This is a genomic window from Vibrio sp. M260121 (genome assembly GCF_036533715.1).
Classification (GTDB): Bacteria; Pseudomonadota; Gammaproteobacteria; order Enterobacterales; family Vibrionaceae; genus Vibrio.
Genome location: NZ_JATABF010000005.1, coordinates 1 through 13237, shown reverse-complemented (window position 1 = coordinate 13237; position 13237 = coordinate 1). Strand labels below are relative to the sequence as shown.

Below are 13237 nucleotides of genomic sequence, written 5' to 3'. Positions count from 1 at the left end.
ATTGGTGTTCTATCTAAAGTAAGGTAATTTTTTTATTTGTTTTACTGGCTCAGAAAGAAACTGATTCAGAGCTTCTCCATTGAGTACTTTTTCGTACTTCTCTATGTAAGCCTTAGCCATTGAAATATGATCAAACGTGTCTTGAGCGTATTCGTGACACAGTTTGGGATTATAGCTTCCATGTTTAATAGCGTCCGCTAGTTCATCTTCAATATTTGATAATGAGCCAAACTCTGGCGCGTTAATTAACTCTGGCAGTGAACCATATGGTGTGGCAAACACGGGTGTACCCATAAACAGGCTTTCTGTAATGGCTAAGCCAAATGGTTCTTCCCAAGTAACAGGAAAGATCAAGCCTTTAGAGCGCTCAAGTATTGCACACTTCTCTGTGTTGTTAACCATGCCGTGAAATTTAACATGGCGATCTAAAGTGAGGCGAAACCCCATTTTAAAATTCAATCGATGTCCACCTAAAACATCCAAAGCGACATTGGCTTTTTTCGTAATATCTATTGCGCCTTGCACGTTTTTTAAACGCCAAGCGGCTTTGCCAAGGAAGTGATAGCGGTTATCTCTTTTATTCAGTTCTAAATTGGGCTGATGATAATCACTCCAATCTAGGCCATTGTATACAAAGGCTTCACAACCATGGTTCAGAGCGTGTTTTTGAGAAACGAAAATTGAATTAGGATCGTTTTTTTGGGCCACGGTGTTGTTACCGTGACGAGTGATGACATAAGGCTTTTTAGTGCAACTGCCACCGACATGGAAGTGAACGACATCAACCTCATCGGGAATTTGTTCATCAATAGATAAGTTTGGTTGCTGGGTAATACATGTCGCCCATTCGCATGTCATAGGTTCAGGGTTAAGAATGTAAACGCTATGACCCAGTTGATGAAGCGCTTTCATTAAGCTCCAAACAACGCGTTCAGTACCACCATAAGTTACTGGGGGTAGCGTGCCTTTACACACAATTAATACGTTCATAGAAATTCTTTTCTTTTATTCGAGTAATTATTTCTTGGCTTTTTGAGCAAGTGCGAGTTCAACGGGAGCAGGGACAAATCGGCTAATCTCACCACCATGTAAAGCCACCTCTCTCACAATCGTAGAGGATAAGAATGCGTACTCATCATCTGGGGTAAGGAAAACACTTTCTAGGCCCGGCAATAGCTTTCGATACATACTGGTTAAGCCGAACTCATATTCGAAATCGACGGTGGTTCTTAAGCCTCGAATTAGAATGTTCGCGTTTTGCGCTTTTGCAAAATCGACTAGTAGACCAGTAAAGCCTTCTACATTGACATTTGAAAGGTGGTTAATAGAGCGCTCTACTAGCTGTACACGCTCTTCTAGCGTGAACATCGTTTTTTTAGAAGGACTAGCGGCAACACCAATAGTGATAGAGTCGAACATTTTGGCTGCGCGCTCTATGAGGTTCAGATGGCCGTTTGTAATAGGGTCGAAAGTTCCCGGATAAATGACGTGTGTGGCACTATGACCTTGTTGTTTCATATGCAGCTCGTTGTGTTTGTCAAAAGTGTCAAAAAACGCTTAAAAGTAGTAGTATGATACATCATCGACTCGAGAATAGATAACATCTACAAACATAGGTGTGATAAGGGCATAACGTTTTAATGAAACTTTTTTACTATATAAAAAACCTGCTGTTGACCATTGCTCCACAAGCGTATTTTGCTTACAACAAAAACAAACTAGAAAAGAAGTTTCAAGGTCAAATGGAGTTAGTCCAAGAGCGAGTGGATTACTATTGTAAGATAAATACTCCGAGCGAGCTGGATTCCAGTAAATCGACCAGTTTGAGTCATTTCTCACATAAAGGTCAAAGTGCATATACGTATGATCTTAAAGAGTTCCTCCGTTATTTCCCTGATACTAATCCGTTTTGTTATTACTTTGGGGATGAAGTCGCCGTAGAAGATTGCCCAACGCTTTATAAGGCTAGGCCGATTGAGGGTAACAACGACAATTCAGTTCTGTTCAAACTCAACAAGCGTAGACACTTCCAGTTTGTAAACGACGCATTAGGCTTTCACGATAAGAAAGATATGGCGGTTTTCCGTGGTTTTGTGAAACGGGTTCATCGTATTCGATTTATGGAAGCCATGTTTGAGAACCCTATGATGGATGCTGGTCAATCCAACCCTTCTCAAGAGCACCCTGAATGGCAAAAAGAATTTATGTCCATTCAAGATCAATTGAAGTACAAGTTTATCATTTGTCTTGAAGGTAACGATGTTGCAACCAATTTGAAGTGGGCAATGTCTTCGAATTCTGTCGTAGTGACGCCTAAGATGCGTTTTGAAACGTGGTTTATGGAAGGTACGCTACAACCAGGAGTTCATTATGTTGAAGTGAAAGATGATTGGTCTGACTTTGACGAGAAAATTAATTATTACCTTGAAAACCCAGATAAAGCAGAAACCATGATTGAAAATGCGCATCGACATGTGGCCCAATTTCAGGATGAACAATTGGAAAGCTTAATTTGTATCAAGACGCTCGAGAAATACTTCAAGCTATGTCAGTAATGCTCTTAAACCAAAAGCCTAAATTATCATGAGTTTATTCACTTCACCTCCGTCTCATTTGTGTGTATTGCGTTTGTCGGCCATTGGCGATGTTTGCCATGCGATCGCAGTGGTTCAAGCTATTCAAAAGCATTGGCCGCAAACCAAGATAACTTGGATTACCGGCAAAATAGAGGCGCAACTGATTGGTGATTTGCCCGACATTAATGTGATTGTTTTTGATAAGTCACAAGGCCTTAAAGGGATGAAGGCTGTGTGGAAGCAGCTAAAGGGCACTAAGTTTGATGTTTTGCTGCACATGCAGGCAGCCTTGAGATCGAGTGTTTTGTCTTTGGGCATTCAAGCAAAATACAAAGTGGGCTTTAGCAAGAATAGAACGAGAGAGGGGCAGTGGTGGTTCACTAATCGTCACTTACCCAACACAACGGCAATGCACGTGTTAGATAACATGGCTGAATTTGCTAAGTATATTGGTGTTCCATTCAGCCAGCCAACGTGGAATATCCCCTTACCCAGTGAATCAGTCGATTACGCTAAAGGCATTACCCAAGGTCGAAAGTGTGTCGTGATTTCTGCTGCGGCAAGTAAGGACTCTCGTAACTGGTTAGTGGAGCGATACGCAGCTATCGCCGATTACGCATCGTCTTTGGGACTTCATGTGATCCTATGTGGCTCACCAGCGGAAAGAGAAAAGCAATTAGCACATAAAATTGAGTCACTGTGCGAGCAGCCCGTCACTAGTATCGTCGGTGAAACAAGTTTAAAGCAACTGACCGCTGTATTGCGTGAAGCTACGGTTGTTATTAGCCCTGACTCCGGTCCCGCTCACTTGGCTACGACTCAAATGACACCTGTGATTGGTTTATATGCGCATAGTGATCCTAGACGTACTGGACCTTATAACGATTTGGAAAATGTCGCGAGTGTCTATCAACAACATGTTGAAGAACAAAAAGGCAAGTCCGTAGACTCACTCACGTGGGGCACACGTGCGAAAGGGGATAACTTAATGGCTGCAATTACCGTAGAGCTGGTGCAAGAGAAGCTCGATAAAGTGTTAGAGAATCTCTCTTAGCCAACAATAATAGGCTAAGAGAGTAATACGATTTTACAATTGCGTCAGCTAAACCCAAATTAGGTGTTTGCTGACTGCTGCTTCATTTTGTATACCGCCAACAGCTGTTGGTAGTTTTTCTCCAATACAGTGTCGACATCCATTGTTAAGGCCAATGCTCTGCATTGTTCACTCACATTGGTCGTACGTTTTTTATCAGCCCAGAACTCCATCGCTTTTGCTAGTTCATCTGGGTTCACTTCAGCTCCAATGACGCTCGACACTTCTGGATTGAGAACCTCTTTCGCACCACAGTTTTCAGTGGTAATAGATGGTGTGCCACATGCGAGAGATTCGATTACCGTAAAGCCAAAAGGTTCATAGAGAGTTGGCAGGACATAGCAATCAGCCATCGTAAAGTAGAGCTCTGGTCGTTTGTCTTCGCCCATAAACTTACATTTGTCTTGTATCCCAAGGTTTTCCGCAAATTTAATGTACTCGCCCTCGTGAGTCTCTCGACCAACAATCACCAATTGAGCATCAATGTTCAGTTTGGAAAATGCAGTTAGAGTTTGTTTTAGCCCTTTCCTCTCGTAGCCAGTACCTAAAAATAAGAAAACCGGCTTGTTAGGAGCAAGTTCCATTTGTTGCTTAAGCTCTAAAGCCTCTTTTTCGATTCGTTGTGCGTCAAAGCGCTTCGTATCGACAAAGTTGTGGATTACCGTGATTTTGTCTTTGGGTACGTGATGCGCTTCTTGGATTTCCTGAGCACTCTTATGTGAATTACTAATGACATGGTAGTAGGCGCCAGGAGCCATTGCTTTTTGCTCAATCAGATGTGTCACTCTATCTTTGATTCGCATTGGCTTATTTAAGGACCGTGCCATATGAAGGCTTGTACCTGCTCCAATTCTCAACACATCGTGTGTCCACGCGTGAGCTAGGCCGTACACCAAGTCATAATCAGACTCTTTAACGTGTTTCTCTACCGCTTTCGCAAACTTCCAAAGGCGATGGCTTTTACCAATACTAAAACCGCGCAACTTCACAAACTTAACGTTAGGGTGCGGAGGTGTATCAGCATGAGAGCGGCAGATTATAGTGACTTCTTCCCCTTTTTCTGCCATGTATCTCGCCATTTGATTGAGGTACAGCTCTACTCCGCCTGAGTATGCGTGTCTTAAATGGACCAATGCAATCTTCATAAGTAATCCAGTAATTCGTTTGGTATTGGTTATTATGTTACTTGAAGCCTTCATTTTCTGAAAGAAGCCAATCAAAAGAGGTGTCGTGTCATTGAAGAGCGGTAAAAGAGGCTTACTAGATTGTTCCTCAAATAGAACAATGTAAAATGACGCTATTATGTGATCACGAGACATTCAAGTGGGTAAGGACAAGCAGAAAACAGGAACCGTTTCAGGAAAGCATGGAAACACGGGCATTCAACGGATTTTAAAAGCCAGTATCTATTCACTTCAAGGCCTAAAGGCCGCCTTAAAGCATGAAGCCGCGGTTCGACAAGAGTTGGCACTGCTCATTGTCTCTGTATTGCTGCTTTGCTGGTTAGATGTTTCTCAGATAGAACGTATAGTGATGCTCGGCACTGTCGTTTTGGTGTTGATTGTTGAACTGATTAACTCTGCAATTGAGGCGGTTGTAGATAGGATTGGTGTGGAAAGACATGAGTTAAGTGGTCGAGCAAAAGACATCGGTTCTGCCGCTGTCTTTGTAGCATTACTGTTTGCTGCCTTTGCATGGTCTTATATTCTCTTTTTCTGAGGGGCGTGATGAAGCACTATCAAGAAAATAATACGCATGTATGGTACGACGAAAGCTTGATCACTGAGCCCATTGAGAGTTTGTTTGATATCGACTACTGGCGCAGTTGTAATGCCATTGTTGGCAGTGCGAGTGGGCGAGACACTACGTGGTTTATCAAGCTTCAGAGTACGATTGCTGCATTACGACATTATCACCGCGGTGGTTTGTTCGGAAAGGTTGTCCGGGACCAATATTTGTTCCTAGGCTTAGAGCGAACTCGCAGTTACGCTGAGTTCGTTCTGCTCCAAAAACTACGTAGCGCTGGCGTTAATGTTCCTCGGCCTATTGCCGCTAAAGTAGAACAAATAGGTTTGTTATATCGAGCAGACTTATTGAGTGAAAAAATATCAGAGGCAAGCGATCTCGTTGATAAGCTACAGGTGGAAAACTTATCTAATGAAGACTACCAAAAAATCGGCCTAGAAATCCGTAAAATGCACGATGTTGGTGTTAATCATACCGACCTGAATATTCATAATATCCTTCTAGATAGTGAAGGTAAGGTCTGGATTATCGATTTTGACAAGTGTAAGCAGCAATCTGGGGAACAATGGAAAGAACGAAACTTAAATCGTCTTCTTCGCTCATTTAGAAAAGAGCTTGGTAAACGGAAAATTCATTGGTCTGAAGATGACTTTGAATCCTTGATGTTAGGTTACAATCAGTCTTAAGTGAAACAAAAAGGGCTAAGGTAAGTTTGTCGTAATCGCTCAGCTTAATTCGACTCAAAACGTTCTGCCGTGCTATCGAGAGATTGGTGCCGAGGCCGAATAGCCCGTAAATGTGGATATAAATTTAAAATGAAAATCTTAGTGACAGGTGGTGCAGGGTTTATTGGCTCTGCTGTTGTACGCCATATTATTAATCATACGCAAGACTCAGTGATTAACTTAGACAAACTAACCTACGCAGGTAACCTAGAATCTCTTAGCCAGGTGTCCAGTCACGCGCGCTATGCTTTTGAACAAGTGGATATCTGCGACCGTGTCGCACTAGAGCGTGTGTTTTCAGAACACCAGCCTGATGCAGTTATGCATTTAGCGGCAGAATCTCACGTCGATCGTTCTATTGATGGCCCTGCTGCTTTCATTGAGACCAACATTGTCGGTACTTATACCTTATTAGAAGTAGCTCGTGGATATTGGAATCAGCTTGATGACGCTAACAAAGCGGCCTTTCGTTTCCACCATATCTCAACAGATGAGGTATATGGCGACTTAGAGGGAACAGATGATTTGTTTACAGAGGAAACCTCGTATGCACCATCTTCACCATACTCTGCCTCGAAAGCGTCGAGCGATCACCTTGTTCGCGCTTGGCTAAGAACTTATGGTTTTCCGACCATTGTGACTAACTGTTCCAATAATTATGGACCATATCACTTTCCTGAAAAACTGATTCCTTTAATGATCTTAAATGCATTAAAAGGTTCACCATTGCCAGTATATGGCGATGGCATGCAGATCCGCGATTGGTTGTTTGTAGAAGACCACGCCAAAGCGCTCTACAAAGTTGTGACAGAAGGCGTTATTGGGGAAACATACAATATTGGTGGTCACAATGAAAAAGCAAACATCGATGTTGTTAAGTCAATTTGCGAAATTCTAGAAGAACTTGTGCCCAACAAGCCTGAAGGCATTGCGCATTACCAAGATTTAATTACTTATGTAAAAGATCGACCAGGGCATGATGTTCGATACGCTATCGATGCTTCTAAAATTGAACGTGAATTAGGCTGGATACCAGAAGAAACCTTTGAGACAGGCTTACGTAAGACCGTTGAATGGTATTTGACGAATAAAGAATGGTGGCAACGTGTTCTAGACGGTTCTTATAGCTTAGAGCGTCTTGGTCAATAATTTTAGAATAAGGTAAGAAAATGAAAGGCATTATCCTTGCTGGTGGCTCTGGAACGCGTCTATATCCAATTACTCGTGGTGTCTCAAAGCAACTGCTTCCGGTCTATGACAAACCAATGATTTATTACCCGCTATCAGTTTTAATGTTATCGGGAATTAGAGAAATATTAATCATCACGACTCCTGAAGACCAAGAAGGATTTATGCGTTTACTTGGTGATGGATCTGATTTTGGTATTGCTTTGACCTATGCAGTTCAAGAAAAACCAGAGGGATTAGCACAAGCATTTATCATCGGCGAAGAGTTTATCGGAAATGATTCGGTTTGCTTGGTTTTGGGTGACAACATCTTTTACGGCCAAGGTTTTACACCAATTCTTCAGAAGGCAGCAAAATCGGTTGATGCTGGAGAAGGGGCAACCGTTTTCGGGTACAAAGTAAAAGATCCAGAGCGTTTTGGCGTTGTAGAGTTTGATGAACAGATGCGAGCTGTGTCAATTGAAGAAAAACCAGAACAGCCGAAATCCAACTATGCCGTTACGGGGCTTTATTTTTATGATAACGACGTGATCGAGTTGGCCAAACAAGTTAAGCCTTCAGCAAGAGGTGAACTAGAAATATCGACTTTGAATCAGATGTATTTAGATAGAGGTCGTTTAAACGTTAAGGTCTTCGGCCGCGGTTTTGCTTGGCTGGACACCGGTACTTATGCAAGTTTGCTTGAGGCATCCTCATTTGTCGAAACCATTGAAAATGTTCAAGGCTTAAAAGTGGCTTGTTTGGAAGAGATCGCCTTCAATAATGGTTGGTTAACGAGAGAGCAGCTGCTAGACCTAGCAAAAGGGTTAGAGAAAAACTCTTATGGCCAATACTTAAAAGCGTTGGTGAGCTAAATGAAGTTTGTAAATATCATCAATGACGATAAGTTTACAGCCGACTACATAAACTTTGTTGAAGATAATTTGGACATGAGTGAGCAGGTCTTTTTCGTGTTTAAAACTCATGACAAATTCCCTATCAAAGAGAGGAGTAACATCTTTTCTTATGATAAAAAGAAGCACAATTACTTCGACTACTTGGTGTTTCTAAAAAACTTGGTCAAGCATGGTATCAAGGCAGAGAAGATCATTATTCATGGTCTTTTTAAAATCAAGATAACCCAAATTTTATGGGTGCTGAGGTTTCTACTACCAAAATGTTACTGGGCAGTTTGGGGAGGAGATTTGTACAGCCGAGATGAGAACTTGTTAACTCGCCGCGGTCGATACAAAGAATTTTTCCGAAAAAAAGTGATAAAAGACATGGGATATATCATTACCAGCATTAAAGGTGATTATGAAAATGTTGTGAAATGGTATGGGACGAAAGCGCCTCACTTACCTTATTTTATGTATCCTGCGAGCCTGTATCACGATATCCCTATCGCGGATAAAAAAGATAACAAGCTCAACATTCTTGTTGGTAACTCCGCAGATCCAACCAATAATCATGAAGAGGCGTTTGCCAAAATTGCCCCATTTGTAAATGAAAATGTTCGTGTTATCTGCCCTTTGAACTACGGCTCTAAGAAGCATGCAAGCGCCATGGTGGAGCTTGGGAATAAGATGTTTGGCAGTTCATTTGAGCCAATCCTCGATTACATCAAGTACGATGAATATATGTCGCTACTCACTACGATTGATATTGCAGTTTTCAACCACAATCGCCAGCAAGCTATGAGTACCACTCGTGTGTTGCTTGGTATGGGTAAGACGGTTTATTTAAGAAAAGAAACCTCATCGTTTGAAACTCTTGAAGCTCTGGGGGCGAGGGTATCTAACATTGATGATTTCAGTTTAGAGATTGACGCAATGAGCGGTATTGAAAGTGCTTCAGCGATTAAAGAGTATTACTCGAAACAGAATCTTGTAAATAACCTCAATGTTATTTTTAGCTAACTTGGTGAACTGATAATGAAAAAAATTGTGATCTTGGGTATTGGCAATGCACAAGTTGATATCTTGAAATTGCTACATAACAGCGGTAACTATGAGGTGCATGCTCTGAGCTATTCGGATGATGGGCGGGGCTTAAAGTATGTAGATCAGTTCGCTTTAGTCGATATCACTGATAAAGAGAAAGTTAAGAAGTATTGTCAGGATAAGGCCATTGATGTTGTATATTCTGTCGGTTCAGATGTGGCAATGCCAACCGTTGCTTATGTTAGTGAGCAACTAGGACTTCCTCACTTTGTGTCTTACGAAACAGCATTAAGCTGTAATAACAAAGATCTCTTCCGAGAAAAGCTGAAGCATTGTGTGGGTTCAGTACCTTTTATTGTCATGGAAAATGAAAGCACCAACGTCGATCTCTCATTTCCTCTGTTCGTGAAACCTGTTGATAGTCAGGGGCAGAGAGGTGTGACAACTGCACATAATGAAGAAGAATTAAAAGCGTCATTTCGTAATGCTATTCAATACTCAAGAGCAGGAAAAGTCATTGCTGAAAAGAAAATTGAAGGGGAAGAAATCTCGGTAAACGCTTATGTAGTGGACGGTGAATTGAAATTCTTCTTGCCGTCTGGACGTGTTTCTTGGGCTATGTTTGATGGTGGTATTATTCACAAGCATATACTTCCGTCTGCGCTTTCTACTTTAGCTAATGAAAATGTGAAAGCATTGGTTTTAGATACTGTTCAAGCACTTCAGATCACCAATGGTCCAGTCTATTTTCAAATAAAAATGGAAGAAGAGACGCCTTATTTGATTGAGGTAACACCGCGACTCGATGGTTGCCATATGTGGAGGCTGATAAATGAGTCTTGCGGCGTTAACCTATTAAATATTGCTTTGGAGCATTTGCTAGAAGGTGATGTAACCATCCCTACAACGTATGAAACGAAAAATATGTGCCTAGAGTTTTACTGCCAACCACCCACTGAGACGTTCGAAGTGCCTGATATAACAGGGAAAGAGGTTTATCGAGAGCTCTACTATGGTGCCGGCGACGCGGTAAAAAGGATGAATGGTAAAATGGAAAAGTGCGGCTATTGTATCTTTCCTCTAGTTTAGTAATACAGGGTAGGTAGTATGTCGATGAAACTTGTAATTACTGGAGCTAATGGTCTTATAGGTAAGCGCTTTTTGGAAGCTTATGCAGATAAGTACGAGATCCTTGCGCTAACGAGGAGCAAGAGCTTGCCGAGTGATGAGTCAAGAGAAGTTGTCTGGCAGTCTACGGATTATAGTGTAGTTTCATTAGTCGATATCTTCTCAAATGCTGATGCGGTATTACATTTAGCTTCCATGAGACCTTATGCTAAAGGAGACTGCTACTTAGACAATGTTACTCTTGATCGAGCAATATTTAAGGCAGCCGCTGAAGCTCAGTTAAAGAATATTACTTACCTCTCTTCTTGCTCCGTTTATGGGCGAATGAATGCTCCTTGGTTAGAGTCTGATGAGGTTATCCCAGATACGGAATACGCACTTTCCAAAGCAGCATCGGAAATGATGGCTAAGTTCTTCAATGAAAAAGCAGGTTTAAAAATAAAAGTAATTCGCTTAGCTCAAGTGTTCACTCACGACGAATATGAAGGCGGGCTACTGAGTACATTCTTCCAGAACGCTTCATTGGGATACCCCTTATCAGTATCAGTGAAAGGGTTGTCTAGAGAATATATATATATTAAAGACGTGATCAGTGCGTTACACCAAGTTGTTCAAAGCAATAAGACTTCCGGCGTGTTTAATCTGGGTAGTGGAGAGCTAGCTAGTGTTAGAACCATAGGCGAAGTTATTGTAAATGCATTTGATAATAATGAACTACTTCAGGTTGATAGCAATCGAAGAGTTATTAATAGCTTGTCTTTAATGTCATCTGAGAAGTTTTATCGTGAATTCAATTGGTCGCCAACGTTTTCATTGCAAGACGCTGCGCACGATATTTATACAAACTTTTATGAAGAAGCTGATGTATGAAAATACAGCAAAAGATTAGCTCTATCCCAGATTCATGTGTTGTATACCAAGGCGCGAGAGTAAAAGAGTCTCAACTTGGTGAGCGCTGCAGTGTTGGCAATTTTAGTCGAGTTGATTATTCAGCATTAGGAGATTTTGTCAGGGTTGATAGAAATAACCAGATATACTCCAGTAAGCTTGGCAGATACAGTTACACAGGGATGGGGACTGTAATCATGTGTGCTGAAGTAGGTGCATTCTGTTCAGTTTCTTGGAATGTTTCTATAGGTGGTGCTGAGCATGACTACACGAGGATGACACAGCATTCGTTTTTATATAATGAGCATGATGGAATTAGACCCAATGGTGTTGTGTGCCCTTATGAGCGTTTTGAGAAAAAGGTGGTGCTGGGAAGTGATGTGTGGATTGCTACTGGCGCAGTGATTACACGTGGTGTCACGATTGGGCATGGGGCGGTTGTAGCAGCTAATGCTGTTGTGACTAAGGACGTTCCACCATACGCTATTGTCGCTGGTTCTCCGGCCAGAATCATTAAGTATCGATTTTCCAAAGAAGTAATTGAGTTATTATTGAACATTGAATGGTGGAACTGGCCGATAGAGACGATCAAGGAAAACTACAGTCTCTTGTCTGAAAAGCCAACTGTGCATTCATTAGAGTGTTTATTAGAGAAAGTTAAATGATTGAGTTTAATCGCAAGCCATACACTGGTAACGAAGACCAGTACATTCAAGAAGTGATGCAAAAACACTCCATTTGTGGTGATGGAGAGTTTACGAAAAAGTGCCATGAGTGGTTTCAGAATCACCTAGGTTGTGAGCGCAGTCTTTTGACTCCTTCTTGTACACATGCTCTAGAGTTGGCCGCTTTGCTTATTGATGTTAAGCCGGGTGATGAAGTCATCATGCCAAGCTATACCTTCGTGAGTACAGCAAACGCATTTGTTCTAAGAGGGGCAAAAATTGTATTTGTTGATATTCGTCCAGACACAATGAATATCGATGAAACGCTGATAGAGCAAGCAATTACTGATAAGACGGTTGCGATTGTACCTGTGCATTATGCTGGTGTGGCTTGTGAAATGGATACGATCATGGCAATTGCGCAAAAGCATCAATTGTTTGTTATTGAAGATGCGGCTCAAGGCGTTATGTCCAGCTACAAAGGGCGCCCTCTTGGTACGATTGGTGATATTGGCGCATTCAGTTTTCACGATACGAAAAACTATACAAGTGGCGGGGAAGGTGGCTTGCTCGTCGTTAATAATCCTAAATTTGTTGAACGTTCAGAGATCTTACGCGAAAAAGGGACAGACCGTAGTAAGTTTAAGCGTGGAATGGTTGATAAGTATACTTGGATCGATCTCGGCAGTAGCCTGCTACCAAGTGAGCTACAAGCTGCTTACTTATGGGGGCAGATGGAAGTCGCTGAAAAAATCAATGAAAACCGATTGGCCTCTTGGAATCGATACTACAAACTGCTTTCTGAGCTTTCTCAACAAGGCAAAATTGCACTACCAAGTATGCCTGAGGGATGTCAACACAACGCTCATATGTTCTATATAAAAGTAGCGGACATTGAAGAAAGAACAGACCTTATTAATTTCCTGAAAAAAAAGGAGATTATTAGTGTGTTCCATTATGTTCCATTGCATAGTGCACCAGCTGGTGAGCGATTCAGTCGCTTCTCAGGGGAAGACAATTTCACGACGCAAGAGAGTGAAAAAATTATTCGATTACCACTTTGGTATGGAATGGAAGAGCACAAAGTCGATACAGTTGCTGGAGCAATAGAGTCGTATTTTGCTTGCAATAACGAATAAGCTAAAAAGTTTATAGCTCTGACCCGTCCTGATATGGGTTGACACTTTTTAGTTAAAACGCTCGATGTACTTCATCGGGCGTTTTGTATTTTAGCGCTGTATGAGGCCTCATCTGATTATAGATTTCTACAGACTCTGCGACCATTTTTCTCGCCTGAACTATATCT

General features: G+C 41.7%; 15 protein-coding genes. 11 read left to right on the top strand and 4 right to left on the bottom strand.

Annotation, left to right across the window (positions count from 1 at the left end; genetic code table 11):
- Positions 1-9 precede the first annotated feature (9 nt).
- Together QTO06_RS04675 and coaD are read right to left on the bottom strand one after the other, a co-directional pair.
- Entirely contained in the window at positions 10-990 is a 981-nt protein-coding gene (locus tag QTO06_RS04675; RefSeq protein WP_331407013.1) for a glycosyltransferase, read from the bottom strand.
- Between the two features lie 27 nt (positions 991-1017).
- The gene (coaD, locus tag QTO06_RS04670; RefSeq protein WP_104975757.1) at positions 1018-1518 is read right to left on the bottom strand and encodes a pantetheine-phosphate adenylyltransferase; all 501 of its coding nucleotides are present in this window, start codon (positions 1516-1518) and stop codon (positions 1018-1020) included.
- A 122-nt stretch (positions 1519-1640) separates the two neighbouring features.
- Here coaD and QTO06_RS04665 point away from each other — a divergent pair, with 122 nt between their 5' ends.
- Complete coding sequence (locus QTO06_RS04665) at positions 1641-2555, top strand: glycosyl transferase family 90 (RefSeq protein ID WP_331407012.1); 915 nt, start codon at positions 1641-1643, stop codon at positions 2553-2555.
- Between the two features lie 28 nt (positions 2556-2583).
- Positions 2584-3630 carry a glycosyltransferase family 9 protein gene (locus tag QTO06_RS04660; RefSeq protein ID WP_331407011.1) on the top strand — a complete coding sequence of 349 codons (1047 nt, stop codon included), beginning with the start codon at positions 2584-2586 and terminating at the stop codon, positions 3628-3630.
- 59 nt (positions 3631-3689) lie between these two features.
- Here QTO06_RS04660 and QTO06_RS04655 read toward each other — a convergent pair whose 3' ends face one another.
- A complete protein-coding gene (locus QTO06_RS04655; RefSeq protein WP_331407010.1) occupies positions 3690-4814 on the bottom strand; it encodes a glycosyltransferase family 4 protein in 1125 nt (374 codons plus the stop codon).
- 178 nt (positions 4815-4992) lie between these two features.
- On the opposite strand from QTO06_RS04655, the gene QTO06_RS04650 reads away from it, so the two are divergent.
- The 9 genes from QTO06_RS04650 to rffA all read left to right on the top strand — a co-directional run bounded on the left by QTO06_RS04650 (position 4993) and on the right by rffA (position 13070).
- Positions 4993-5388 (top strand): diacylglycerol kinase, encoded by a 396-nt coding sequence (locus tag QTO06_RS04650; RefSeq protein ID WP_331407009.1) that lies wholly within the window; start codon positions 4993-4995, stop codon positions 5386-5388.
- Positions 5389-5393: 5 nt separating this feature from the next.
- Positions 5394-6101 carry a 3-deoxy-D-manno-octulosonic acid kinase gene (locus QTO06_RS04645; RefSeq protein WP_331407008.1) on the top strand — a complete coding sequence of 236 codons (708 nt, stop codon included), beginning with the start codon at positions 5394-5396 and terminating at the stop codon, positions 6099-6101.
- A gap of 129 nt (positions 6102-6230) precedes the next feature.
- Positions 6231-7289 (top strand): dTDP-glucose 4,6-dehydratase, encoded by a 1059-nt coding sequence (gene rfbB / locus QTO06_RS04640; RefSeq protein ID WP_331407007.1) that lies wholly within the window; start codon positions 6231-6233, stop codon positions 7287-7289.
- Between the two features lie 20 nt (positions 7290-7309).
- Positions 7310-8182 (top strand): glucose-1-phosphate thymidylyltransferase RfbA, encoded by an 873-nt coding sequence (gene rfbA / locus QTO06_RS04635; RefSeq protein ID WP_050910394.1) that lies wholly within the window; start codon positions 7310-7312, stop codon positions 8180-8182.
- Positions 8183-9226 carry a TDP-N-acetylfucosamine:lipid II N-acetylfucosaminyltransferase gene (locus QTO06_RS04630; protein WP_331407006.1) on the top strand — a complete coding sequence of 348 codons (1044 nt, stop codon included), beginning with the start codon at positions 8183-8185 and terminating at the stop codon, positions 9224-9226.
- Between the two features lie 15 nt (positions 9227-9241).
- Positions 9242-10339 carry an ATP-grasp domain-containing protein gene (locus QTO06_RS04625; protein ID WP_331407005.1) on the top strand — a complete coding sequence of 366 codons (1098 nt, stop codon included), beginning with the start codon at positions 9242-9244 and terminating at the stop codon, positions 10337-10339.
- Between the two features lie 18 nt (positions 10340-10357).
- Complete coding sequence (locus QTO06_RS04620) at positions 10358-11248, top strand: NAD-dependent epimerase/dehydratase family protein (protein WP_285377178.1); 891 nt, start codon at positions 10358-10360, stop codon at positions 11246-11248.
- Positions 11245-11931, top strand: a complete 687-nt coding sequence (locus tag QTO06_RS04615) for a hypothetical protein (protein WP_331407004.1) — start codon at positions 11245-11247, stop codon at positions 11929-11931. The genes QTO06_RS04620 and QTO06_RS04615 overlap by 4 nt, the downstream gene beginning before the upstream one ends.
- On the top strand, positions 11928-13070 hold the full coding sequence (gene rffA / locus QTO06_RS04610) for a dTDP-4-amino-4,6-dideoxygalactose transaminase (RefSeq protein ID WP_331407003.1): 1143 nt from the start codon (positions 11928-11930) through the stop codon (positions 13068-13070). Before QTO06_RS04615 ends, rffA begins: the two co-directional genes overlap by 4 nt.
- A gap of 52 nt (positions 13071-13122) precedes the next feature.
- Here rffA and QTO06_RS04605 read toward each other — a convergent pair.
- Positions 13123-13237 (bottom strand): integrase core domain-containing protein (locus QTO06_RS04605; protein ID WP_331407074.1); only part of this gene is annotated, 115 nt, incomplete at its 5' end.

Excerpts from the sequence above, each read along its gene's own strand:
- QTO06_RS04675 (WP_331407013.1), bottom strand. The coding sequence starts at position 990 with ATGAACGTATTAATTGTGTGTAAAGGCACGCTACCCCCAGTAACTTAT.
- coaD (WP_104975757.1), bottom strand. The coding sequence starts at position 1,518 with ATGAAACAACAAGGTCATAGTGCCACACACGTCATTTATCCGGGAACT.
- QTO06_RS04665 (WP_331407012.1), top strand. The coding sequence starts at position 1,641 with ATGAAACTTTTTTACTATATAAAAAACCTGCTGTTGACCATTGCTCCA.
- QTO06_RS04660 (WP_331407011.1), top strand. The coding sequence starts at position 2,584 with ATGAGTTTATTCACTTCACCTCCGTCTCATTTGTGTGTATTGCGTTTG.
- QTO06_RS04655 (WP_331407010.1), bottom strand. The coding sequence starts at position 4,814 with ATGAAGATTGCATTGGTCCATTTAAGACACGCATACTCAGGCGGAGTA.
- rfbB (WP_331407007.1), top strand. The coding sequence starts at position 6,231 with ATGAAAATCTTAGTGACAGGTGGTGCAGGGTTTATTGGCTCTGCTGTT.
- rfbA (WP_050910394.1), top strand. The coding sequence starts at position 7,310 with ATGAAAGGCATTATCCTTGCTGGTGGCTCTGGAACGCGTCTATATCCA.
- QTO06_RS04630 (WP_331407006.1), top strand. The coding sequence starts at position 8,183 with ATGAAGTTTGTAAATATCATCAATGACGATAAGTTTACAGCCGACTAC.
- QTO06_RS04625 (WP_331407005.1), top strand. The coding sequence starts at position 9,242 with ATGAAAAAAATTGTGATCTTGGGTATTGGCAATGCACAAGTTGATATC.
- QTO06_RS04620 (WP_285377178.1), top strand. The coding sequence starts at position 10,358 with ATGTCGATGAAACTTGTAATTACTGGAGCTAATGGTCTTATAGGTAAG.
- QTO06_RS04615 (WP_331407004.1), top strand. The coding sequence starts at position 11,245 with ATGAAAATACAGCAAAAGATTAGCTCTATCCCAGATTCATGTGTTGTA.
- rffA (WP_331407003.1), top strand. The coding sequence starts at position 11,928 with ATGATTGAGTTTAATCGCAAGCCATACACTGGTAACGAAGACCAGTAC.